The sequence below is a fragment of the Clostridium sp. genome (assembly GCF_030532265.1).
Classification (GTDB): domain Bacteria; phylum Bacillota; class Clostridia; order Clostridiales; family Clostridiaceae; genus Clostridium.
Genome location: NZ_JAUNLM010000029.1, coordinates 1 through 26,108 on the forward strand (window position 1 = coordinate 1; position 26,108 = coordinate 26,108).

At 26.8% G+C, this 26,108-nt stretch carries 24 protein-coding genes; 1 reads left to right on the forward strand and 23 read right to left on the reverse strand.

All coding sequences use genetic code 11. The features are described from left to right. Positions 1 to 347: 347 nt before the first annotated feature. From Q4E08_RS07570 to Q4E08_RS07635, 14 genes are all read right to left on the reverse strand, one after another. Positions 348 to 2,462 carry a Z1 domain-containing protein gene (locus tag Q4E08_RS07570; RefSeq protein WP_303129856.1) on the reverse strand — a complete coding sequence of 705 codons (2,115 nt, stop codon included), beginning with the start codon at positions 2,460 to 2,462 and terminating at the stop codon, positions 348 to 350. Positions 2,463 to 2,489: 27 nt separating this feature from the next. Next, positions 2,490 to 3,203, reverse strand: a complete 714-nt coding sequence (locus Q4E08_RS07575; protein ID WP_303129861.1) for a hypothetical protein — start codon at positions 3,201 to 3,203, stop codon at positions 2,490 to 2,492. Between the two features lie 484 nt (positions 3,204 to 3,687). Further along, positions 3,688 to 4,188, reverse strand: coding sequence for a hypothetical protein (locus Q4E08_RS07580; protein WP_303129863.1), 501 nt, complete (start codon positions 4,186 to 4,188; stop codon positions 3,688 to 3,690). Between the two features lie 121 nt (positions 4,189 to 4,309). Then, a complete protein-coding gene (locus Q4E08_RS07585; protein ID WP_303129865.1) occupies positions 4,310 to 4,969 on the reverse strand; it encodes a hypothetical protein in 660 nt (219 codons plus the stop codon). 226 nt (positions 4,970 to 5,195) lie between these two features. Then, positions 5,196 to 5,981, reverse strand: a complete 786-nt coding sequence (locus tag Q4E08_RS07590; protein WP_303129867.1) for a glycyl-radical enzyme activating protein — start codon at positions 5,979 to 5,981, stop codon at positions 5,196 to 5,198. A gap of 18 nt (positions 5,982 to 5,999) precedes the next feature. Beyond that, positions 6,000 to 8,510: a glycyl radical protein gene (locus Q4E08_RS07595; RefSeq protein ID WP_303129869.1), complete on the reverse strand. Its 2,511-nt coding sequence runs from the start codon at positions 8,508 to 8,510 to the stop codon at positions 6,000 to 6,002. A gap of 312 nt (positions 8,511 to 8,822) precedes the next feature. After that, positions 8,823 to 9,716: a hypothetical protein gene (locus Q4E08_RS07600; protein WP_303129873.1), complete on the reverse strand. Its 894-nt coding sequence runs from the start codon at positions 9,714 to 9,716 to the stop codon at positions 8,823 to 8,825. A 202-nt stretch (positions 9,717 to 9,918) separates the two neighbouring features. Then, positions 9,919 to 11,289, reverse strand: a complete 1,371-nt coding sequence (rlmD, locus tag Q4E08_RS07605; RefSeq protein ID WP_303129876.1) for a 23S rRNA (uracil(1939)-C(5))-methyltransferase RlmD — start codon at positions 11,287 to 11,289, stop codon at positions 9,919 to 9,921. 34 nt (positions 11,290 to 11,323) lie between these two features. Next, positions 11,324 to 11,689, reverse strand: a complete 366-nt coding sequence (locus Q4E08_RS07610; RefSeq protein ID WP_303129878.1) for an RDD family protein — start codon at positions 11,687 to 11,689, stop codon at positions 11,324 to 11,326. 22 nt (positions 11,690 to 11,711) lie between these two features. Continuing rightward, positions 11,712 to 12,419 carry a hypothetical protein gene (locus tag Q4E08_RS07615; protein ID WP_303129880.1) on the reverse strand — a complete coding sequence of 236 codons (708 nt, stop codon included), beginning with the start codon at positions 12,417 to 12,419 and terminating at the stop codon, positions 11,712 to 11,714. Positions 12,420 to 12,497: 78 nt separating this feature from the next. Next, positions 12,498 to 14,372 (reverse strand): selenocysteine-specific translation elongation factor, encoded by a 1,875-nt coding sequence (gene selB, locus Q4E08_RS07620; protein WP_303129881.1) that lies wholly within the window; start codon positions 14,370 to 14,372, stop codon positions 12,498 to 12,500. Next, positions 14,369 to 15,757, reverse strand: coding sequence for an L-seryl-tRNA(Sec) selenium transferase (gene selA, locus Q4E08_RS07625; protein WP_303129883.1), 1,389 nt, complete (start codon positions 15,755 to 15,757; stop codon positions 14,369 to 14,371). The genes selB and selA overlap by 4 nt, the downstream gene beginning before the upstream one ends. A 28-nt stretch (positions 15,758 to 15,785) precedes the next feature. Then, positions 15,786 to 16,811, reverse strand: coding sequence for a selenide, water dikinase SelD (gene selD / locus Q4E08_RS07630; protein WP_303129885.1), 1,026 nt, complete (start codon positions 16,809 to 16,811; stop codon positions 15,786 to 15,788). 84 nt (positions 16,812 to 16,895) lie between these two features. After that, complete coding sequence (locus tag Q4E08_RS07635; protein WP_303129887.1) at positions 16,896 to 17,657, reverse strand: helix-hairpin-helix domain-containing protein; 762 nt, start codon at positions 17,655 to 17,657, stop codon at positions 16,896 to 16,898. A gap of 125 nt (positions 17,658 to 17,782) precedes the next feature. Between Q4E08_RS07635 and Q4E08_RS07640 the strand changes: the two genes are divergently transcribed. Then, complete coding sequence (locus tag Q4E08_RS07640) at positions 17,783 to 19,078, forward strand: D-alanyl-D-alanine carboxypeptidase family protein (protein ID WP_303129889.1); 1,296 nt, start codon at positions 17,783 to 17,785, stop codon at positions 19,076 to 19,078. A gap of 244 nt (positions 19,079 to 19,322) precedes the next feature. Here Q4E08_RS07640 and Q4E08_RS07645 read toward each other — a convergent pair whose 3' ends face one another. From Q4E08_RS07645 to rplU, 9 genes are all read right to left on the reverse strand, one after another. Further along, on the reverse strand, positions 19,323 to 20,231 hold the full coding sequence (locus tag Q4E08_RS07645) for an RluA family pseudouridine synthase (protein WP_303129892.1): 909 nt from the start codon (positions 20,229 to 20,231) through the stop codon (positions 19,323 to 19,325). A 30-nt stretch (positions 20,232 to 20,261) separates the two neighbouring features. Beyond that, positions 20,262 to 21,701 carry an LCP family protein gene (locus Q4E08_RS07650; protein ID WP_303129894.1) on the reverse strand — a complete coding sequence of 480 codons (1,440 nt, stop codon included), beginning with the start codon at positions 21,699 to 21,701 and terminating at the stop codon, positions 20,262 to 20,264. A 27-nt stretch (positions 21,702 to 21,728) separates the two neighbouring features. Continuing rightward, entirely contained in the window at positions 21,729 to 22,295 is a 567-nt protein-coding gene (yqeK, locus tag Q4E08_RS07655) for a bis(5'-nucleosyl)-tetraphosphatase (symmetrical) YqeK (protein ID WP_303129896.1), read from the reverse strand. A 1-nt stretch (position 22,296) separates the two neighbouring features. After that, a complete protein-coding gene (gene nadD, locus Q4E08_RS07660) occupies positions 22,297 to 22,902 on the reverse strand; it encodes a nicotinate-nucleotide adenylyltransferase (RefSeq protein ID WP_303129898.1) in 606 nt (201 codons plus the stop codon). Continuing rightward, on the reverse strand, positions 22,902 to 23,213 hold the full coding sequence (locus Q4E08_RS07665; protein ID WP_303129901.1) for a YhbY family RNA-binding protein: 312 nt from the start codon (positions 23,211 to 23,213) through the stop codon (positions 22,902 to 22,904). Before Q4E08_RS07665 ends, nadD begins: the two co-directional genes overlap by 1 nt. 11 nt (positions 23,214 to 23,224) lie before the next feature. Then, positions 23,225 to 24,511, reverse strand: coding sequence for a GTPase ObgE (gene obgE / locus Q4E08_RS07670; RefSeq protein WP_303129909.1), 1,287 nt, complete (start codon positions 24,509 to 24,511; stop codon positions 23,225 to 23,227). 248 nt (positions 24,512 to 24,759) lie between these two features. Next, on the reverse strand, positions 24,760 to 25,059 hold the full coding sequence (rpmA, locus tag Q4E08_RS07675) for a 50S ribosomal protein L27 (RefSeq protein ID WP_024613334.1): 300 nt from the start codon (positions 25,057 to 25,059) through the stop codon (positions 24,760 to 24,762). A 4-nt stretch (positions 25,060 to 25,063) separates the two neighbouring features. Continuing rightward, positions 25,064 to 25,450 (reverse strand): ribosomal-processing cysteine protease Prp, encoded by a 387-nt coding sequence (locus Q4E08_RS07680; protein ID WP_303129907.1) that lies wholly within the window; start codon positions 25,448 to 25,450, stop codon positions 25,064 to 25,066. 4 nt (positions 25,451 to 25,454) lie between these two features. After that, positions 25,455 to 25,766, reverse strand: a complete 312-nt coding sequence (gene rplU, locus Q4E08_RS07685) for a 50S ribosomal protein L21 (RefSeq protein ID WP_024613332.1) — start codon at positions 25,764 to 25,766, stop codon at positions 25,455 to 25,457. Positions 25,767 to 26,108 lie beyond the last annotated feature (342 nt).

Sequence of the window (26,108 nt, forward strand, 5' to 3'; positions counted from 1 at the left end):
GTCCTATTTATCTAAAATATTATACATTATTTAATATATAATTTCATATTTTTAAATTAATTCATTTATTTTAAACCTTTTTTACTTCTTTCTTTTACTGTATGTATAAAATTTTCAAATGACATTACATTTAATTTTAATACTATTACATTAATTATAGTTATAATTACTCAAAACTTATAATATAACTTACTATAATTTTAAAATTTATGTACATTATAAATATTGTCTAATATATAACTACTTTTCTTAATCCAATGCATCATAAATAATATTTATAAAGAATAGAATAGATACTATATTTTTTAATATAGTATCTATTTTTAGATTATAATAATATATATTTTTTATTTTAATATCTCTGATGTATATACTGCCGTATTAACATTCTCTTGTGTAACTAATACAGGCCAGTAAAACTCTGCACCTCTCCATCCTAATACTTCTTTTCCCGTTTGTTTCATTAACATTAATGTAGGCTCATATATTGCCATTAATTTAGCTTTTCTTAAATCATTATCTCTATTGTAAGGCATATCAGAATAATATCTTGACGTTTTTCTAAGCCTTGATATTTCTCTATTTATACCTACATAAATATTAACCTTTTCTCTGCTTAAATAATTAATTAATGATATAAAAGCCTCTTTATCAATACAATTATCACTTTCAATTTCTATAGATTCATATACATTTCTAATAATCTCACACGCTTCCTCTTTACTAATAGAAAATGTACCAGCTATCTTTCCATTATTATTAATCTTTATAATATTATCTATGGCCTCAATATTTTTTCTAATGTATGTTTTATATCCAGTTTGAAAACCTACTGGAGTTGTAGTTTTTCCTGGTCTAAGTACATGAGTATTGCTAATTCTAATTTTTTGAGGCGAACATGGTATTACTTTACCTCTTTCATCTTTGCTGATAAATATTACGCCCTTTTCAAAATTTCCTTGTTCAAAATCTTCTCTTAACTTAGAATCAAAATCATTAATTTTAGACATTCTATCATATAAATCTCTAGTTGTATAAAATCTAGTTACAGATAAATCTTTTTTGCTTCTATACCCATACATTCTTGAATGTTGTAATACTGTGTCTTGTTGCATCTTTTGAGGTGATCTTCCATAATAAAACCCTATAAGATTTGATATTGTTATACCTCTATCTAATATTTGCCCACCTATAAATATATTTAATGGGGTTCTAAGCCTTAATTGACCATCATCATCTAATAGTGCATTAATATCATTCTCTGAATTAACTATTACTCTAGTTATCCATTCTTCTTTTATAGCCTTTTTTACGAATTCATTTACTTCTTGTAATTTGGGAATTTCAAATCCATAAGCTTTTATAGATTCGTAAATATTTTTATATCCTTCTGAAATAAACTTGTCTAATAATTTACTATTTGATCTTGCCTCATCTTCTAATTTTTCAATTAATTCAGATATTAAATTTTCTTGTCTTCTATGTGCTGCTTTAGCTATCTCTGTATGTATTATAAAGCTAAATTTATTATTTTTACCTCTTGGCCTGCCTCCATTTTGCATTATTCTAATACATCCAGCTATAATAAAATTAATTATGGCAGTTCTTAATCCTTTAACCTTATCACTCACAAGAATCTCTTCTTCTTTAAAACGTCTTCTATCACTACTCTTAATAATACTTAATTCATTTTCATCTATTGCATGAAATAAATATTCTCCAAGTGGATTCTTTTCCCTATCAAAATAATATTCTCCTCCTATATATCCTTCTCCATATGGAACTAAAATTGTATTTGCTGGCTTTATAGGCTTTATATCTTTATCTTGTCCCAAGTTTATAGTCTCTGGCTGCAAATATAATGAATATGGTGTTGCTGTTACTTGTATAAACTTACAAGTTAACTGTAATCTTAAATCATTTATTTGAGATGCAATTTTTCTTAAATCAAAATCATCTGTTTCTTTATTCTTATCATAACCTATACTACAAAAGTCTGCTTCATCATCTATTATTAAACATTTCTTATTTTTATCTAAAGCATATTTTTCTATAAAATCTATTAGTTTAGGTAGATTATTTTTTTCTTTTTTAACTACAATTATCATTTTTTTATCTAATTCAAATTTAGACATACTTGGAGGCATACACATAATATCAAATATATCTAAAATATCATCATCTATAAAATAATTAAACTCCTGTCTCATTCTTGCTGTAGTCTGTTTTGCTAATGCATTTGAGTTTTTTGTTAATACAACTGCTAAATCGTAGCCATTATCAAAAGCTAAAGAAATTACCCCTATAAAGGATCTTGTCTTACCACTTTGTATTTTTCCTAACATCATTAATGGTTTATCTCCTATTTCATCTAATTTAGAAACAGCTTGTACAACACATTCATATGTATCTTTACTATATTCTTCACTTTTTATACTAAAGAATTCTCCATCTAATATCATATTTTCTCCTCCAATTGACATATATCATTAATGCAATTCTGAATAATCAGCTTTTAAATATATCTTATAATCATTAAGTTTTATATTATATTTATTTAACATTTTTATTATTAAGTTTCTTATACTATTTGCACTAAGATTAGTTTCTACATAAATATTGGCATTTTTTATTTCTCTAGGAGATTTCATTGTTGGTAATTTTACTCTTGAAAAATAAATAACTTTTTTCCCATTCATCTTAGGATCATCAACAAAATTTGTAATAATATCTTTATTTTTACTTGCTAAATAATTTATTGTTTGTGTAAGTGCTCCTTTCCAATCTTTAATTTCATATTTTTTACCTTCTATCATAAATGCACATGGTCTTTTATTTGTTAAATCTTCATATAAATTATGCTCTATATTTGTATCTACTAAATAATCACTATAATTTGGTATTTGTTTTCCATAACTTTCTTCTTTCTCATTTGATTCTTCTATATTTCTCTCATCTATAATTGTATCTAAATCATCTATTACTTTCTGTATTCTTTTATTTATATTATATAATTCTTCACTATTTGAATTTAATTCTGATACCTTTTTAAACTCCTTATTTACAAAAGATACATTTAACTTTTCTCCAACTTGCTCTATAGCACTATCTATTGATGCTACTAATAGATCAAGTGCTTCTCTTATATCTCCAACTGAACTCGGTGCTTCTACATTCAAAAATTCAAATACTTTCATATCCATAAATATACTTTCCTTTCAATAAACAATATATTTTCTTAAAATTAATATACAGATAAAAGATTGTATATTTTTAATACAACCTCTTATCATAAAATAATATTTTAACTTATTTCTATTGCATTCTCTTTAATTTCTTTTATTGTACTTAACAACTTACTTCTAACATAAATATCATCTTTAAAAAGTTCAACTATATTACCTACAGTTCTAAACGATCTTCAGTTAAAACTCTATTGTCATCTCTCATTACATTTTTAACTACATAATAAACTATAAGTTTTACAAAATGTATTTGAGAAGAATTTAAGTTTTCATTATTTAAAAACTCTGCGAATACTTCATTTACAGTATGTCTGTCTAATATTTACATATATTATAATAAAAATATATTTCACTCTATCTCCTAAAATATTATTACCTCTCAATAAAAGTATTTCTTTAACTTAAGTAAATCTTCTGTATATATCGGATATTTTATTAAAATTTAAAATATTTGTGTAATTAAGTATATAACATTCTTATACAATACACTTGATGATATCTGCTTATCCAATAATCTATTAAAAAGATCTCTATCTAAATTTTTATCATTCATATTAATAATTATTACTTTACTTTTATTTTTGCTATCACAAATATATACCTTACTCTTACTACCTACAAACTTTTTATTCCTTCCTATTCTTCTATTCTTTTGAGCATTTATTATAACATTAGATATATCTTTATTTTTAATGCTTCCTATATTTTCAATCTTATTTATCTTATTTGTTTTTCTCTTATATTTTCTGTTTTCAAATTTATCTATAGGATCAAAGTTAGAGCATAATTTTCCATTACCATTAATATATTCTAAAGCTATATTTTTCACTTTACATACCCCATCCACATAATTAAAACAATTTCTACAACTATATTTTTTTGTTTTTCTCTCTCCTATATATTCTATATAACCTGAAGTCCCCTGCATATTAGTTATTCCCATATTTTCTATCCCCTTTTACCCAAATCATTATAATTTTAAAATTCATTTCATTATAAACCATATATTTACATAATTAATTATATTTAAATTTTCTGAAAAAGTATACAAATCATATAAATATTTATTTTTTATTATTACTTTGTTTATACTTAAAAATATTTCTTAACTTAAGTAAGTCACCTTTAGGATTATCCCATTGATGTCTTGAGGGATGAGGTACATATAAAATCTCTCTTCCGTCCAAAATTAATTCTTCCTTTATTTTATTAAAATAACTTTCTGCAAACTTTCCACAAACTATTATTTTAGTTCTATTATCTGAATTTATATTATTAAATCTAATTTTAAAATCTTTTAATAATTTTTCTTCTATAATATTTGCTTCATTATCTCTATGCCTTAATAAAGTTTTATAACCACTTCTTATAAGCTTACATACTCCATTTAATAATGACTTATATTTATTATCCAAAATATTTATTTCTTGAAGTGGCACTTTTGATATATTTATAATTGAAATATCCTTATTAAGATTAAATTTAACATACCTTCCAAAGCTTTCATTAATAGAAATCCCCATAAACTTTCCCATATCAATACCACTTTTTCCTGAAACAGGATATCCATTCTTTACTTCATCATTATGAGGAGATTCTAAAATAAAAATATATTTACTAATACTTTCTTTAAAAACTATATCAGAAACAATATATCTTTTATCTTTATAATATTCATTAAATAAATCTACATAGCTTATCTCATTATTTTTTTCTATAGTCATAACTAACATCTCCAATGCAAAAATTCTTCTTTCACCTTACTTATTATTAATTATATATCAAAAAGCTAGAAATTAATTTTATAATAAAATATAAATACCTCTTAATCCTATATGTCTTTTATATTTTTATAAATAAAAAAGTTAAGTAAATTACTTCACTTAACTTTTTAAATTCAATAAATTAAATTCACATTAATTTATAATCAATTTTCTAATATTTTAATTATTATCCTCCAATTTGTCCTTCAAGTCCTTCTTCTAGTACAACTTCTAACAGCATATTCATATACTCATTACTTAAAATATCAATACCTTCCATAATATATTTACGATTAAGCCCAGTATACTTATCTTGTCCCATACGATGATAAGGCAAAAGATGAAGTTTTCTTACACCATTTAATCCCTTTGCAAACTTTGCTATTTCTCTTATTTCTTCTTTTGTATGATTAAAGGTTGGAATTACTGGGACTCTTATAATTAAATTAGAATGAGACTTTGCAATTATATTTGCATTTTCTAAAATAATTTTATTATCTCGCCCTGTAAACTTCTTATGTTTTTCTCCATTAATATGCTTTATATCCATTAAAACAGTGTCTACTTCTTCAACAATATCTTTAACAATCGCTTTATCAACACCTGCTGTTGTTTCTATTGCTGTTGATATTCCAATTTCCTTGCAACTATGAAGCAATGCTTTTGAAAATAATCTTTGACACATACATTCTCCTCCTGATAAAGTTACACCTCCACCAGAACGCTTATAATATGGTCTATCTTGTTCTATTTTTTCTAAAACTTCTCTTACAGTTACATCTTGTCCAATAGTTTTAACTTTACCATTTACAATCATCTTTTCTACTTCAAAATTTTGAGATTCCGGATTACAACACCACTGACACCTAAATATACATCCTTTTAAAAATACTATTGTTCTAATTCCTGGACCATCATGCATTGAAAATTTTTGTATATCAAATATTCTTCCCTTAACATCTAAATAATTCATATTAAAGCATTCCATATACTAAAATCCATTTTGTTCTGTACGATTAATAATATCATCTTGTAATGACTTAGATAAAGATGTAAAAAGAGCACTATATCCAGCAACACGAACAACTAAACTTTTATATTTTTCAGGATATTTTTGAGCTTCTAGTAATGTTTCTCTGCTAACTACATTAAATTGTATATGACTACCTTTTTGATCAAAATATCCTCTAATAAAATTAATAAAAGCTTCAATTCCAGTTCTTCCTGCTAAAACTGATGGGTGAAATTTTTGATTAAATAATGTTCCATTTGATGCAATTCCATGATCTAATCTAGCTACTGAATTTGCCGCTGCTGTTGGTCCTAAAACATCTTTTCCTGCTGACGGTGAAACTCCATCAGCTACTGGAGTATAAGCTAATCTTCCATCTGGTGTTGCCCCTGTTTGTGCTCCTAGTGGAACATTTGCAGATACAGGATAAAGTCCTGCTTGATATTTACCACCTCTAGGATTTTTATATTCTTGTAATGGCTTAGTATATACGTAAGCTACATCTCTAGCAAAGGCATCAACTTCCTTAATATCATTTCCAAACTTAGGTACATCATTAATTAAATTGAGTAATTTTTCATAATTTTTATTTTGAACTTTAGAAATTGATTTTGTTATTTCTTTGATTGTTTCTATATTTATTTCTTTATTTTCACTTGCTAATTTTTCTATAACTTTTTTTGTTATAGTTTCAATACTTTCCTTTGATAATCCTTGTCCATAATTATTTATAAGAGCTTCTTTATATTCTTTTAAAGTTACTTTCTTTTCATCAAAAACTAATTTCTTAATTGCATACAATGAATCAGCCATATTTGCAACTCCAAAACCTTGTGGTCCTGTAAAGTTATATACAGCTCCGCCCTCTTGAACTGATTTTCCTCTTTTTATACAATCATCAACCATACTAGATAAATAAGGAAGAGGACATCTTTCCATATGAGCTACATCTATTGAATTATCTGCATTAACTAATAATTCAATACAATATTTCATTTGTTTTTTATATGCATCATAAAAATCCTCAAAAGTTTTCATATCATTAATATCGCCTGTTTCAATACCAACTAACTCACCATCAAAATATCCATTACTAAAAACTAATTCTAATGGCTTACACATATTGAAAAATGCTGCATCGTGCCATCCATCTGTTTTACCTGATTTTTGTGGTTCAACACATCCTATTATGTTGTAATCTCTAGCATCTTCTAATGTAAGCCCCCTATTAAGTAATGATGGAATAATAACTTCATCATTATAATAAGCTGGAAGCCCTATACCTGTACGTGTTAACTTAGCTGCTTTAATTAAAAACTGATGTGGAGTTCCATTCCAAACTCTAATTGATAAAGATGGTTGAGGTAACATTACATGCATTGATGCCTCAATACACATATAAGATAATTCATTTGTTACATCTAAACCATTTGCATCCTGTCCACCAGCTATTAAATTTTGAAATAATCCATATCCTGCAAAACCTTCTGCTGATGCCTCATCTCTTACTTTATTTAAATCATTTAATTTAACCCATATACAATCCATTAATTCTTGAGCAAATTCCTTAGTAATTTTTCCTGATTCAATATCTGCCTTATAATATGGATACATATACTGATCAAATCTTCCTGGTGATATAGAATGTCCACTTGATTCTACTTGCAGTAACATTTGTACAAACCAAAAAGATTGACAAGCTTCATAAAAACTTGTTGCTCCCTTTGCTGGAACTCTCTCACAATTTGATGCAATATTTAAAAGTTCTTCTCTTCTAACAGCATCATTACAGTTTTTTGCCATATAACGTGCCATATTTGCATAACGATTTGCATATTCTATTACAGCTTTTAAAGATTCAATAACTGCCCTTAAAAAATTACTCTTTTTAGCATAATCCATATCTGCTACATTGCAATTTTCTAGTTCCTCTTCTACTTCTCTTATAATTCCTTCATATCCTATTTCTAAAACTTTTTCATATTTTACAGTAACATGTCCAACACCATTATAATAATAATTTCCTGGAGTAAATATATTGTGATTTATAGCATTAATTGTTTCCTCTGCCATATAAGAAGTTGCTAATTCACTTGTTGTTTTTCCCTTCCAATACTTATATACATCCCTTAATATAGCTTTATTTTCTTCTGATATATAAAAAGGATCTGCACTTCTAAATTGAACTGTATCAAATTCTTTTTCAAGCCATTCATAAGAAAACTCTGGAAATACCTGACAACTTCTTGGAGCTATTGTTGCACTTCCAACTATTAATTCATCATTCCTAATAATTATAGGAATATTTTTTAATATGTGAGAAAATGCCTTAGACCTCCTTACTATAATAGGTTCTCCTTCTGTCATTTTATACGATTCTGTTAATAACCTAGCCCTATCTGATTCTATTTCAGGCATCTTTTTAAATAAATTATCTACAAGCCTAGTAATTCTTGAACTTTTCTTTATCTCATAAATTTCTTCCCCCATACTCGCCTCCCAAATATATTTAAATCTTTTATTTTCTTTTTTATTATTTTACAATTATATTTTATAACTATTTTTACATTTTTTCAATTTATTTACATTTATTTTTCTGTTATTTATTTTGTTTTATTGTTTTTATAAAAAAATATAATAATAAAATAGATAAGAATACAGAAGTCTTAAGTAATATTTTAAAATTAATAAATTCTAATGTACTAAAAATTTAAATATCAAAGGAACTAAAATATATTAAAAAATTTATAACTAATAAAAAAGGACTTTATCACCTTTGAAAAGTCCTCTTTTTAATAAATACTATCTATAATTTACTTGCATATTATTTACCATTATTACACACTTAGAAAATACACCATGTACAACTTTAATATTACTATTTTTACTAAAATAAGGAGTATCGTACATCTCAAATACTATTTCTCTTTTATTCTTAAAGTCAGTTGCATAAATTCTATAATAATGTCTTCCACTCTTTTCTGTAAAATTTTCTATACCTGTACACACTCCAGTTAAAGATGTATAAAACCCAAAAAAATATTCTAATAATGAAGAAATATTTTTAAATATTATTAAAGCAAAAATTAAAACAAATATAGAGTCAGCAAACTCATATGCAAACAATATAGATACTAATGTATAAATTATTGAATATTCTTTAAAAGTTCTTCGATTTTGTGGAATATCTTCCCTTGGATTAAACCAAATTTTATATCTCCAAAGTATATTACTATATAAGGTATCTTCGTCAGCTCCAGCCATAGCCATTTTCCATTTTAGTCTATGGTCTGTAAATATTGTTGCGTATATTCTCTTTGTATAAATTATTAAGCATATATAAGCCACTTCCATAATTAATGAAGATGTTATTAAAAGCATGTCCTTAAATATAATTACTGTAATTAAAATATAAACTATAAAAACTATATTTAAAAATATTAATGGAGTTAACTTTGTTTTTATCCTAAATTTATCTTCTTCTGATAATTCAGGAGTTTTATTGAAGGCCACTGATATAAATAAAGCTATTAAAATAAATCCAGTCATTCTTGTTACTATTTCTATATTTATTTCTTGTAAATAAGCAAAATAGTATCCTTTTTGCTCAAGAACATATAGTAAATCTGCTACTATATTTACTATGATTACACCTAATGCAAGCCACCTTAATGATTTTATATTTTGTATTCCCAATATTAATATTTCCTCCCCTTTTATAACATAATTATATGTTATCAAAAGTTTATTAATTTTTAAATTAAATATATTTTTATATTTATTTTTTATATTTTAAGTTAAATAAAATATTTTTTAACTCTAATTATTTATACTTAATAATAAAATAAAAAAGCCCTTGAAAATTCTATAAACTAGAAATTTTCAAGAACTTTATTTACTACTTCTTAATTAGCTTAACAACAGTCTCACCATGAGGAGTGTTTGGGAACATATCCTTAACTCTTGTTCTCTCAATTACATATCCTGCATTAATAAGACCTTGAAGATCATTAACTAAAGTCTTAGGATTACATGAAACATAAACTATTTCCTTAGCATCAAATCTTATAACATAATCAAGTGCCTTAGGACTAACTCCACTTCTTGGTGGATCTAAAATTATAATATCTGGTTTATCAGTAACTTGTTTAATAGTTTCTGCAACATCACCAGCTATAAATGTACAATTATCAAGACCATTAAGCTTAGCATTTTCCTTAGCAGCTTCAACTGCTTCCTCAATAAGCTCAAGTCCAACAACTTTCTTAGCCTTTGGTGCTACAATTTGACCTATTGTTCCTGTTCCACAATATAGGTCAAAGACAACTTTGTTATCTGAATCACCCATAAATTCTCTAACTATACTATAAAGGCTTGCTGCCCCTTTAGTATTAGTTTGGAAAAATGAAAATGGTGATATTTTAAACTTTAATCCTAAAAGTTCTTCCATTATATAATCTTTTCCGTAAAGAAGATTAACCTTTTCTGGTATAACAGCATCTGAGAATGAATTATTTTCTGTATGAAGAAGTGATACAAGCTCTCCGTCAAAGTCTAATCCTTTAATAATCTCAGCCCAATTTGTTAAATCAAAATCAACTTGAGTTGTTGTAACTAAGTTAACTAAAAGCTCTCCTGTATTTTTAGCTTTTCTTATAACTAAATGTCTCAAGTAGCCTTCTCTCTTCATAACTCTATAATATGGAAGATTAGTTTCTCTAAAATATTCAACTGTTGCCTTTATAACTTTTCTAAAATCTTCGTCAACAAGTTTACACTCATCAACAGTTATTATTCCAAAACTTGCATTTTTCATATGCATTCCAAGGCAAAGTTCTCCACCTTTAAATTCATCACCAAAAGTAAATTCCATTTTATTTCTATATTCAAATTGATCTTCGCTTCCTGTTACTCCCTCGTATTCTCCAGTAGTAACATCAGCTTTTACAAATAAATCTTTAACTTCTTCTCCTAAAAGCTCTAATTGCTTTTCATAAGAAAGATTTTGTGATGAACATCCACCACATATTCCAAAATGAGGACACTTTGGTTCTATTTCATAAGGTGCTTTTTCTATAACTTCTAAAAGCTTAGCTTCAGTATAAGCTTCTCTATTTTTCTTAACTCTTGCCTTTACTATTTCTCCAGGGAAAGCTCCTTTTACTAATACTTTAGTGTCATCTAAAATTCCAACACCAACTGATGGAAACTCAGTTTTATCTATTTTAACTGTAATTTCTCTTCCTCTACCTCTTCCTCTTCTGCTCACTAACTTATATCTCTCCTATCATTTAATTTTTATTTTATCCTATAGCTAATATTCTTTTTCCTATAGTTCTCTTTTTCTTTATTTCAAATATAGATTTATATAGTATATTAAATATTATAAATATAATCAATAGAACTCCTGATATATCACTAACCATATATCCCATAAATCCTATTAAAATATCAAATATTACTAAACCTATAGCTGATACACCTAATATTATAGCCTCGTCTAATATAGTTGCAAATAAAGTTTTTATAAATGATGGATTTTCATCAATTTCATTATCAATTATTTTAGACTTATTTTCTTTAATTTCATTTTTTTCTTTAATGTTATCTTCTTTTATAACTTCAACCTTTTCATTAACTTCTAAATTATTATCTTTATTATTACTCAATTAAAAAGCCTCCCAAAGTTAATTATTTAAGTCCCTCTGACTTATTAGTAAATTTATATATTTTAGTTGATATTGTATAAACTATGTAATTTTTACTAACTGCATACTCTTCAACTAATCCATTTATTGTGTTATCTATTATTCCTTCTGTCTTATCACTTTTAATTATATCCATTATTTTCTTATTTATTTCATCATAATTTCTATTAGCTTCACCAGTCATTATAGCTGAATATTTTGCTAAAGAAGTATCGCCTATATTAAATTTACCATCTTTAATAGCCCCTTCTCCATCAAACTTAAGTGAAAGCTTCATTTGAAATCTTCCTGAATCTTGAGCATCTCCAATAAGTTGCTCTTCAAATTGCATACTCTCTAATTTATTTGCTTCTGGATTTTTATTATCTAAATATATTGATTTTATATTAGCAGTTACTCCATTTACTTTATCTACTTCATCTTCTTTTTTATACTCAAGTTCAAGCTCCTTAGTTAAGTCTTCAACTTTAGTCATTAAAGTGTCCCCTTCTTTTACAAACTCATCATGAGTAAAATCCATTATCCAAGAACCTTTTAAACCATCAAACTTCTTTTGTTGCTGTTCTGTAACTTGTGCTTGTTTTGTAGCATTATTAGTTGATTCATTTATTTCATTTGTTTTATTTCCACAACCAGCTAATGAAAATAATAAAGTAGATGATATTATTAATCCTATAATTTTTTTTGACATTATTACTACCTCCTCTTTTAACCCTAAATTCCCCTAAAATCTTCAATTTTCTTAATTATATCACTCTAACTCTAATACTTAAAGCATTACACGCTTATTTTCTAGTCGTTTAGTGATTTGAAGCTTATCTAATTCTTCTAGGAAAGCTAGTGCAATTTTTCTATTAGTATTTAAAATATCTCTGCACGTAGCAAGGGTTATTTCACCTTTTTCTTTTAAGTGTTCTTTTATTTTTATTTTCCCAATATTAAATGATTTATAACTTAATATAACTCCATCATTTAAAATAACTATGTCTTTTTCTTCTTCTAAAAACTTTAATATCTTAAAATATAATGAATCGTTTATTTTATACTTCTCTTTAAGTAATTTTATATCCACAGAAACAAAACCTTGATTTAATTCAGTAATCAAAGCATCTTTAAACTTTTTTTCATTTAATCCTAATCTTTTATTAAAACCTTTTAGAGAAACTATACCTTTTTGAATATTTATTATATCTTCAGATTTTATAGCATTTAAAAGCTCATTAAATTCATTTATCTTAAGTTCTTTTACTAATAATTTTTTTCTTAATTCTTCTTTAGACATTCCATTTTCTAATGGATTTTTCTTATGATAATTTGAAAGAATAATTTTAAGGTCTTTTAATATTATATCTAATTGTTTACTATAGATTATAATTTTTTCATTACAATTTAATACTTTAACATATTTTTTTTCTGTTAATTTATTTATTTCATTATCTATTTCATCTAAATTACAATTTATATTATTAAGTAAATCTTTTAAATACATTAATTTTTCTTTGTTTAATAAATCTAATATTCTCTCTTCTAATGTTCCTTTTTCCTTTAATATAACATTATCTTTATACTTTTCTATATCTTTTCTAAACTTTTTACCTTTTGCCTCTATTATTTTCCCTCCACCTAAATTATAAACAGGTGAATAATTTCTTATATAATAGCTATCATTTTTTTTAACTAATATTTCATTTTCTAATCTTAATTGTATATATTTATTTTCTAAATCTAAAGGATATAATCTTCCTATAACTTCTTTTGTTCCACTATATACTCTAACTCTATGGCCTTTTTTAATTTGCTTCTCTTTTATCTTACAAAAAGAACAATCTATTATAGAAGATGTTTCTAAATTTAAATTACTACTTAAAACCTCACCTCTTTTTATATTATCCTTTGAAACATTAGTAATATTTAAAGCACATCTATTACCTTTAATACACTCTGATATTCTTTTGCCATGACTTTGAACTTCACGAACTCTAATTTCCTTTAATGATGGATAAAGTTTAAGTATATCTCCATATTTAACCTTTCCTTCTATTATTGTTCCTGTAACAACTGTCCCTGAACCTTTAACTGTAAATACCCTATCCACAGCCATTCTAAATTCTTCTTCATATTCTTCATCATCAATATTTAAAAAAAGATTTTCAAGCTCTCTTATAAGATTCTCAATTCCAAACTTTGTTTTACTTGATACTTTAACTATAGGTACATTACAAAGATTTGTATTTTTAAAAGCTTCTCTTATATACTCAATTGATAATTCTTGTATTTCTTCATCACAATTATCACATTTAGTTAGTGCTATTATTCCTTTTTTTATTCCAAGTCCTTCTATTATTTGAAGATGCTCTATTGTTTGCTCTCTAACACCTTCATCAGCTGCAATTACAAATAAAACTGCTGATACACCAGTAATACCAGCAATCATATTTCTTATAAATTTTTCGTGACCTGGAACATCAACAAAATCAATTTTATTTCCTGATGGTAATTTATAATTAGTAAAGCCTAAATCAATTGTAATTCCTCTTATCTTTTCTTCTTTAAGTCTATCTGTATTAATTCCAGTTAACGCTTTTATAAGTGATGTTTTTCCATGATCTATATGTCCACAAGTTCCAACTATTATCGTCTTCATATACTTTCACCAATTCCTTTAAAAGCTTCTGTTATAACTTCTATATCATCATTAATTAAGCACCTTCCATCAATAATTACCTTCCCCCCATTTATTCTAGTAATTATAGGTATACTATTATTTCTAAGTTTTTCTTCAATTTTATTTTCTTTTATTAAATTACTATCTATCTTAAGTACAAAAGTGTCAAATTCTGAGGTAGGTAAAGCTCCTCCACCTACTAATGATTTTTCTTTTGCCTTTGTTATATTAAATTTATTCTGTAAAAATTTAAGTTTGTCTTTTAATTTATCTATATTATCTTCAATAGCATCTAAATTTAATGTTAAAAGTTTAAGTGTTGGAATGCTTAAATAATCTTCTAAAATATAATCTTTTAAAGTTCCTTCTAAAGCTGCTAATGTAAACTTATCTACTCTCAATGCCCTATTTAGTTGATTTTTCTTTATCTTTTCTATCCAAAAAGACTTACCAACAATTATTCCACACTGGGGTCCACCAAGTAATTTATCCCCACTAAAAGTAATGATATCAACACCTTCATTAACATATTCTTTAACTGTTTTTTCATCTTCTATTCCATTTAAATTTATTCTTTTAATTAATCCGCTACCTAAATCCAAAATAACTGGTATTTTATTTTTTTCTTTAATACTAATAAGCTCTTTTACCTCTACTTCTTTTGTAAAACCTAATATTTTATAATTTGATGTATGTACTTTTATTATTGCACCAGTTTCTTCACTTATTGCCTCTTGATAATCATTTATGTGTGTTCTATTTGTTGTTCCAACTTCTTTAAGTATTCCACCACTTAATTTCATTATTTCAGGAATTCTAAAAGAACCACCTATTTCAACTAATTCCCCTCTTGAAATAATTCCTTCTTTTCCATTACATACAGTATTTAAAGTTATAAGAACTGCAGCAGCATTATTATTTACAATTAAAGCATCTTCAGCTCCAGTTAAATACTTTATATAATCTAAAATATTATCATATCTACTTCCACGTTTTCCCTCTGAAAGATTATATTCTAAATTTGAATAATTATTTGCAACTTCATTTAAAGCTTCAATACTTCGTTTTGATAAAATCGATCTACCAAGGTTTGTATGTATTACAGTTCCTGTACAATTTATAACTCTTTTTAATTTAAAATCTTCTATTTGTTTTATGCTTTTTCTAAACTCCATTAAACATTGTTCTTTCAAAGAAAAAACGGGGGAATAATCCCCCATTTTTAAAATATTTTCTCTTACAATATTTATGGAGTTTCTAAGATTTTCTACTACTAATTTCCTAGGTAGTTTTTCTATATATTTTTTAACTTCATCTTCCTTTAAAAGTACATCTACCTTTGGTAAATTTCTTAATAGATTCATAAAAGCCCTCCATTTTATTTATAAACTTTTATCTTACTATTATGCTGTATTCTTCTTTTTCTTTTACTTCTCCAATAATCCAAGACTTTATATTTTTTTCTCTAAATTCTTTTAATATTTTATTACCTTCTTCTATACTACATGATATAAGAAGTCCACCTGATGTTTGTGGATCAAATAAAATATCTTCAAGCCATCTTTCCACATTTTCTAGCTTATACTTATCTTGTATATAATACTTATTTTGATATGTCCCTTGTGGTACAAGTCCAAAATCTGCATATTCTTTAGCTTCTTTTATGTAAGGTATATTATCTTTATTAATACAAAATGTCATATCAGAACCTTCAGCCATTTCATAAGCATGACCTATAAGACCAAAACCTGTTATATCAGTGCAAGCTGATATATCATATTTTCTTATAACTTCCCCTGCATATTTGTTTAAAAGTGACATCCACTTTATAGCTTCATCTAAGCTTTCTTTTGATGCCATTTCTCCCTTAGCAGCTGTGTTTATAAGACCTATTCCTAATGGTTTTGTAAGTATTAATATATCTCCCTCTTTTGAGCCACAGTTCTTAAGTATTTTATCTGGATGTACAACTCCTGAAACAGAAAGCCCATATTTTGGTTCATCATCCTGAACAGAATGCCCACCAATTACAACAGCTCCTGCCTCTAATACTTTATCAGCTCCCCCTTTAAGTATTTCACCAAGTATTTCTCTATCTAAACAATTTGGGAAACATACTATATTTAATGCAACTTTAGGTTCGCCCCCCATTGCATAAACATCACTTAAAGAATTTGCCGCTGCAATTTGTCCAAATGTATAAGGATCATCAACAACTGGAGTAAAGAAATCTAATGTTTGAATAAGTGCTATATCATCACTTAACTTATATACAGCTCCATCATCTGATGTATCAATTCCTACTAGTAAGTTTTCGTCTACCATTTTTGGTATACTTTTTAAAATATTTGAAAGAGCACCCGGCTCTATTTTAGCTGCTCAGCCTGCAGTCTTTGCATAATTTGTTAATTTAATCATAACTTTACCACCCTTTCTTAAAGGTTATATATAACTATTTTACATCATCCTTTAAGAATTTCAAAATTTAAAGCTATATTTATACTAAACCGTTATAGATTCTTTTATTTTTAAAAATGTTCCTTCACCAATTCCACTTACATTTTTTATATCTTCTATAGACTTAAATCCACCATTTTCTTCCCTATATTCAATTATAGCTTTTGCCTTTGAAGGTCCAATTCCATTTATATTATCAAGTTCATCTAAACTTGCAGTATTTATATTTATCTTACTATTTTCCTTTGAATTACTTTCCTTACCTGAATTAACCGTAGAATTGTTACTTCCACTTATTATATTATTATCTAAAGTAGCTTTCCCTGACTCACTATTATCATTATTACCTTCTTTCATTTTCTTTACTTCCTCTTTACTTGGAATTACTACACACTTATTATTTTCAAGCTTTTCTGCTCTATTTACAAATTCTAATGAAGCATTTTTTGTTACTCCACCTGCCTTTTTTATTAAATCCTCAACAATACTTCCTTCATTGAGATAATAAACTCCTTGGTTTATAACTTCTCCTTTTATATCTACAGCAATGCTTCTATCTTTTAATGAAATTTCCTCATTATCTACATTATTATCTTTTGCTTTCTCATTATCTTTAAAAACTTCAGAAGTTTCACTTTTATTATCATTTTTACTTACATCCTTTGCTTCTTCATCTACAAACATTTCTTCATGACCTTTGTTACCATTTAAATCTTCTCTACCTCCATTTATATATGAAAACAAAGAAAATCCACCTATTATAATTGCTAAACTTATTAAACCTAAAGTTCTCTTATCTAATTTCATATAATCACCTTAATAACATTTTTTTCTAATTATTCACATTCTAGAAACAAATTATTCCAAAATTGTGGATTAAGAATATTTTTTTTGTTACAATATTCTCATAAATTTAAAGACAAGGAGAAATTATGAAAAACACATTTAAAATTATATGTAGATTTTTATTTTTAGCATTGATTTCACTTAATGTTTTTACTATTAATGCATTTGCTGAAGAAAAACCTCCAAATTTAAATGCAGAATCAGCACTTCTTATGGATGCTAAGACAGGGCAAGTATTATATTCAAAAGAAGCTAATAAAAAGCAATTTCCTGCATCAACAACAAAGGTTTTAACAGCTTTGGTTGTTTTGGATAATGCTAAGTTAACGGATGTAGTTACAGTTGGTAAAAACCCACCATTTGCTGATGGAAGCTCAATCGGATTAAAAGAAGGTGAAAAGTTTACTGTAGAAACTCTTTTAACAGGACTTCTATTAGAATCAGGAAATGATTGCGCAGAAGCTTTAGCTGAATATGTTGGAGGAACAACTAGTAATTTTGTAAAAATGATGAATGAAAAAGCAAAAGCTCTTGGTTGCAATGATTCAAATTTTGAAAATCCAAGTGGTCTACCAAATGATAAACATGTATCAACAGCTTATGATTTAGCTCTAATATTAAAAGAAGCAATTAAAAATCCTGATTACATTAATATATCTAGAAAAATATCAGTAGAACTTCCACCAAGTAACTTAGATAAAGAAAAGAGATGGGCAAATAATCATAATCACTTAATAAATAAAAACTCAAAATATTATTATAAATATGCCCTTGTTGGTAAAAGTGGTTATACAGATGTAGCAAGACATACTTTTGTAATATCAGCACAAAAAGATAATAGAACTTTAATCGCAACTTTCTTAAAGGCTGAAGATAAAAATAAAAACTTTGAAGACATGGCAAGCCTTTTAGATTATGGTTTTAATAACTTTACAGAAATTAGCTTATACAAAAAAAATCAAAATATAGAAAATATAAAACTAAATAATAATATGAATTTGCCTATATACATAGATAGAGATATATTAATCTCTGCTCCAAATTCAGAAATTAATAAGGTAAATACTACTTTACAATACGAATTACCTAAAAATATAAAAAGAAAACCATTAAAATTAGGTGAAACAATAACAACTGCTGATATACTTGTTGATGGTCATTTATTAACTAAAGTTAATTTATTAAGTGGAATAGATAGAGAATATAATTTTAAAATAGCAATTACTGAGCTTTTTAATAGAAATAAAATTATTATAATTCCTTTATCTATTACTTTAACAATATTAGTTTTACTAATTTTAAGAATTATATATGTTAAAAAGAAAAGAAAAAAATTAGCTTTTGAAAAAAAGTGGAAACATATAAGAAATAGAAAAAGATAACTTTATAAAACAAAAATTTAAATACCTTAATTTTTATATAATAAATAATTATATAGATAAATAACACCTAATAAGATTGACTACTCTTATTAGGTGTTATTTTTATTTAATCATATATTCTTCTATTATTAAATATTCAAAATTCAGAGCTTTATTATTCTGAATTAAAATAGTTTTAATTAAAATTATTTTAAGTAAGCAACCTTTTAGATTTATACTAAATACAGATTAACTTAAAATAATATTATTTTATCTTTTCTATAAGTTCTTTAAAATCATCTGGCATTTCAGCTCTAAGACTTAAAGGTTTCTTATTTCTTGGAGATTCAAAGTCTAATCCATATGCATGAAGTGCTTGCCTATTTATAAGATCCAACTCATTATCTCCATCTCCATAAAGAAAATCTCCATATATAGGATGACCTAAACTTGATAAATGAACTCTAATTTGATGAGTTCTTCCTGTTTCTAAAAGACATTCAACTAAATCTCCACCATTAAAACTTTCTAATACTTTATAGTGAGTTATGCTTCTTTGACCTCTTTCATCAACAACTCTCTTTATACTGCTAAAGCCATCTTCTTTTTCTGGTCTATATATAGGAAGGTCTATAGTACCTTCCTTTTCTTTAAGATTTCCATGAACTATAGCAAGATATCGCTTTTGCATTTTATTTTCTTTCATATCCTTTGATAAAGCCATATGTGCATATTGATTTTTACCTATTACAATAAGCCCTGATGTATTCATATCAAGTCTGCTTACAAGTCTTACAATACATCCTTGACCTGTTTCTTTAAAGTAATTAATTACTCCATTTGCTAAAGTTCCAGATTGATATGTCTTAGTTGGATGAACCACCATAAAAGGTCTTTTATTTATTACTAAGATATCTTGATCTTCATAAACAATATCTAAATCCATTTTTTCTGGTACTATATCTTGACTTTCTTCTCTATCCAAATTTATTTTAACTTTATCACCTTCAGAAAGATTAAAACTCATCTTTACAGCTTCATCATTTACAAAAATTCTTTTTTCTCTTGCTGATCTTCTTATAAGTCTTGAAGATAATCCAAGTTCATCTTTTAAAAAATCTCTTATATTCACACCATTATCTTTTGATGTTACACATTTCTCTAAGGTATTCATCTATCCCTAAAATCCTCCTAGGTTTAACCTTTAATAATTTTTAGCATCGTCTCCAAGTACAATTATTACATCATATCCTGGTTCTTCATATCTTGAATCTATAGATTCAATTTTATTTATAGCTGTAAACTTCTTTTGAAGCTCAGATTTTATATTATCATTATTAACCATAACAACACTTTGCTTTACAAGATTAGTATTTCCAGTATCAACATTAGTATATCCTAATTGGTTAAGTTGAACTTTATAAGTTGCAGCTAATCCACTTATTTTTGTACCATTTAATACTTTAATCCTTACATCTTGAGGTGATATTGGACCACTATCGCCATTTGAATTTAAAGAATTTATAAGTTGCTGATTAGCTTGTTTATTAAATACAAAGTATGACTGACCTGAAATCATTTGTGGAGTTCCCTTTATTGTAGTCATATTTATATTTCCTGCTTTTAATGTCATAAGCTTCAATGCATATTTGAATATAGTAGTTCCTGGCATATTTGTTTCAATATTTGTTTCCATTACCTTAAGTATTTTAGGCATTTTAAATATTATAGCCGGAGTTGCACACTTCTTAACAACTTGAGCTAAAAATTCATGTTGATTTTTTATTCTATCTATATCTCCATTTGGAAGCCCTGTTCCATCATTATTTTTTCTCCATCTAAAGAACTCTTCAGCCCTTTTACCATCTAAATGTTCTTCAGTTCCTTTTTTAAATTTTATACGTAAATTTTGAGATTTATCAGTGTAGTCCATATCATATTTTATTTTCATATCAACTCCACCTATTGCATCAATAAAATCTCTAAATGCTGCATAATTAACCTTAACTAAATAATTTACATTAACGGATAAAATATCTTGTACTTCTTTAATTACTCTTTCATCTCCCCCTATAGGGTAAGCTGCATTTATCTTCCACCTACGTCCATTTATATAAATCATAGTATCTCTAGGTATAGATACTATATTTACTTTTTTTGTTTGTGGATTAAAATTTATAAGCATCATAGTATCTGTTCTTTTTATTGATTCATCATTTGGATTATTAACATCTCCAACATCTAATCCAAGAACTAAAATATTTACAGTTTGATTCATTGGAACTGGATTAGGTTTTATTATATTATCTGTGCTTACTTTATCTAAAAGCATTGCAATCCTAACTCCAGTGACTAATGTAATTAGAAGTATAGCAGCAATTATTATTCCTATTATTCTTTTAAAAGTAATTTTTTTCTTTCTTTTAGGTTTCTTAGAAGGCTTATCCTTTAATCTTTGATTCTTTTGAGGTTTTTTTCTTGAAATTACTCCATCATCAACTCTTCTTCTTGCATCATTTGCAGGAATTGATCTCCCTCTTCTTAACTCCTGTTCTCTGTTAGAACGTCTTCTCCTAATAACTTCTTCTCTTTCTGCCATCCTTTTTCTTCTTCTAGGATCTACATTTTTCCTATCATCTGCCACTTTAGTTCCCCCCAATATAATTTTAAGTTAAAGTTTATTCATAACTAAATAATTTCTTGCTTTAATAGTATTTATATCTATAAGTTGGCCATTACTTAGTAAATATTTTATAGTGTGTTCCATCCCCATAAGAACTCCACTATCTAAATCCTTTAAAACTTCACTTCTGATTTTATCTACTCCATCATAAGTTCTTGAAGGTTCAATCATATCTGCAATATAAATAATCTTTTCAAGTTTACTCATATTTTCTTTACCTGTAGTATGCCATCTCATAGCTTCAAGTACTTCTTCATCATCTATATTAAACTTTTCTTTGGCAATTATTCTAGACACTATTCCATGCCAAAGCTCTGGTGTTTTTTTCTCTGTTAACGTTAATTCTATATTATTATCTTCAATAATTTTTAATAATTCTTCTTTTGATAAATTCTTTCCAATATCATGAAAAAGCGCAGCTTGTTCTGCTTTATACTCATCTACACCATTTAACTCAGCTAATTTTTTAGCTGTAGATACAACACCTAAAGTGTGCATATATCTTTTAGGTTTTAAATTTTCCTTTAAGTAATCATAAATATAACTAAAATCCATATTACTTCTCCTTATAATAAAGCTTTTCTCTTTCAATAACTTTCATTACCCTTTCTGGTACAAAAAAATCTACTCTATCCCCATTTTCTATTCTTTTTCTTATTTCTGTTGAAGATATTTCTAAATCAAGTACATTTAAAAATATAATTTCTCCATTGTATTTCTTCTCTGCTAATTCTTTTTCCTTTTTTAAATCTGCTTCTTTAAATCCTGGTCTTGTAAATACAACAAAATTACATAAAGAAAATATTTCAGTTACATTTTTCCACTTATGTAAGCTTACAAGACAATCTGCTCCCGTTATAAAGTATAACTCAACATTATCCTTATTAAAATACTCTAAAGTTTTATAAGTATAACTTAATTCTTCTTTTTCTATTTCATAATCTGAAACCTCAAAATCCTCAAAATCTTTTATAGCTTCCTTTACCATTTCATACCTCAAAGAAGCCCCCGTTACCTTCTTATTTAGCTTGTGTGGGGGACTTCCATTTGGTATAAATATTATTTTATCTAAGTTTAATCTCTTCTTAGCCTCATAAGCTATGTAAAGATGAGCGTTATGGATAGGATCAAAGGTTCCTCCTATAATCCCATACTTCTTCATTACTTTCTATTTTTAGCTTTTCTTGGTATTTCTATTTTTGGATTTTTTGATGATCTTTTATATAAAACTATCTTACTTCCAATCGCCTGAACACCTTCACATTTTAACTTTTCACATATATAATCTGAAGCTTCTCTAGCTTCAAGCCCACTATTTTCTAAAACTTTTATTTTAATAAGTTCTCTTTTTTCTAAAGCATCTCTTACTTGATTTAAAAAAGTTTCCTCTATTCCATTTTTACCAATTTGAAATATAGGTTGCATATCATTAGCTAACCCTCTTAAGTAAGCTCTTTGTTTTCCTATTAACATCTAAAATCCTCCTATAGTATATATTCAAATTCAAAGTCGTTAAGATTTACCATGTCACCATCTTTGATTCCCATTTCTCTTAACTTATCTAATACTCCCTTATTCTTTAATACTTTATGGAAGTATCTTAATGAATCAGCATCATTTACATTAACTGCACTTAAAAGTCTATCTACGAAACTTCCAAATACATAGTAAGTATCGAATTCGTCACCTTCTTCGACTCTAACATCATAAGTAAATCTCTTTTCATCTGGTACATATCTTTCATCTTCTGAAATTTCAAGTCCTGTTATAGGAATTTCTTTAAGCATTCTTGCACATTCTTTAATTACTTCATCAACACCTTCTCTAGTTGCTGCTGACATTTTGTATACTTTATCAAATCCTAATTCTTTAACTTTTCTTTCAAATTCCTCAAATACACCTTCTTCAAATACAAGGTCAATTTTATTTGCAACTACTATTTGAGGTCTATCCCAAAGTTTAACAGAATATTTTTTAAGTTCTTCGTTTATCTTTAAGAAATCTTCAAAAGGATCTCTTCCTTCAATTCCTGAAAGATCCACAACATGAACTAATAATCTTGTTCTTTCTATATGTCTTAAGAATTCAAGACCAAGACCAACACCTTCACTTGCTCCTTCAATAATTCCTGGAATATCAGCCATAACAAATGGTTCTACACCTTCAGCTGCAACAACCCCAAGATTTGGCTTTAATGTTGTAAAGTGATAATTTGCTATCTTTGGTTTTGCTTTTGTTGTCATTGATAAGAATGTTGACTTTCCTACATTAGGGAATCCTAAAAGACCAACATCTGCAAGTAATTTAAGCTCTAAGATTATGTTCATTTCTTCTCCAGGCATTCCAGGCTCAGCAAATGTTGGTGCCTGTCTTGTAGGTGTACAGAACTTACAGTTTCCTTTACCACCCTTTCCACCTCTTAATACAACATATTCATCGTCTTTTTCTGAAAGATCACATATAATCTTATTACTTTCAGCTTCTCTTATAATTGTACCTAAAGGTACTCTTATATAAAGATCATTTCCATCTTTTCCGTAACATTTTGATCCGCCACCATTTTCTCCTGGCTCTGCTACGAATTTTCTCTTATATTTAAAATCCATTAATGTAGTGATTCCTGTATCAACTTTAAAGATAATACTTCCGCCTCTACCACCATCTCCACCATCTGGACCACCAAGTGGAACGTATTTTTCTCTTCTAAATGAAACATTACCGTCTCCACCTTTACCAGATTTAATAAAGACCTTGGCTTTATCTATAAACATGCTCATAATTTCACCTCTCCTTTTGTGAAAATTTATTTTTTAAATTTAAAATATATCTGCAAAAAATTTATATTCCTCTTAGTATTATTTCCATAGATAATAAATTAAATATATTCAAATAAAATATTTTCTTAATTATATCATAATACCGTTATATATAAACAAAAAAAGATTACAAATACATTTTAAAAATCTTTTTTTATATTTAAAAAGCACCCAAATTCATGGGTGCTTTATATTAATAACTATTATTCAGCTATTACTTCTACGTTCATTGGGTAAACAGAAGCTTTCTTCTTGTCTCTTCCCATTCTTTCGAATCTAACAACTCCATCGATTTTAGCGAATAGAGTATCATCCTTACCCTTTCCAACGTTGTTTCCTGGGTGGATTTTAGTTCCTCTTTGTCTAACGATGATGTTTCCAGCTAAAACGAATTCTCCGTCTGCTGATTTAACACCAAGTCTTTTTGACTCAGAATCTCTACCGTTCTTTGAGCTACCTACCCCTTTTTTGTGGGCAAATAATTGAAGGTTCATTATCATCATGTCACTACACCTCCTCTTTTAATAAATTTATATATTCTCTACGTTTATTAATTCCAAACATTTCATCCAAGCTAAAAATTACACTTTCTAGACTCTTCTCGAAAGTTTTAAGTAAAACCTGAGACTGCTTTAATTCTTCTTCCGAAAAATCAGTTAAGTCTAATTTAAGGTATCCATCAGCCATTTCATATGTACAGTTAAGCTTTAAAACTTCATCTATACCTATAAGAACACTTTGTGATAAGACTGAAACTGAGTTACAAACCATATCAAAAGCTTCTCCTACCAATAAAACATCATTATTAAAATCTCTGTCTTCTGGCATTGCATGACTATCTATAATGAAACCTATTATATTATCTTTTTTTCTTAAAATCTTTGCACTAATCATTTGACTATGCTTCGATCTTTTCGATAACTAATTTAGTGTAAGGTTGTCTGTGACCATTCTTTCTTCTGTAGTCCTTTTTAGCCTTATACTTGAATACTGTAATTTTCTTAGCTTTTCCTTGTGCTACAACTTTAGCAACAACTTTAGCTCCTTCAACCATTGGCTTTCCAACTGTTAAAGTTTCTCCATTAGAAACAGCTAATACTTCTGTTAATTCAACTTGTGAGTCAACTTCAGCGTTTAATTTTTCAACGAATAATACGTCTCCCTCTTGAACTCTGTATTGTTTTCCTCCAGTTAATACTACTGCGTACATTAAAACACCTCCTCATAACGGTCTCGCCACTACGGGTACAAAGATATAATTCTTTGTTTGACAAAAAACCCTATCGTGAGCGGTTTACTAATTAAAGTTAACATACCTATTTGTCATTGTCAATATTAATTTATAATTTATTGTAAATAGTAATAAATTACTACTACTTTAATTTACAAATATATTTTTAGATATTATTCATTTTCATAAAAAAATTATATAATTATATTAATAGGCTTTAAACTTTAAATTAAGCTTTAAAAATTTAAATAATTTAAAGTTTATACCAAATAAAAAGTTAGAAATATAAATTACAATCTTAAAATATTTTTATTTAAATAT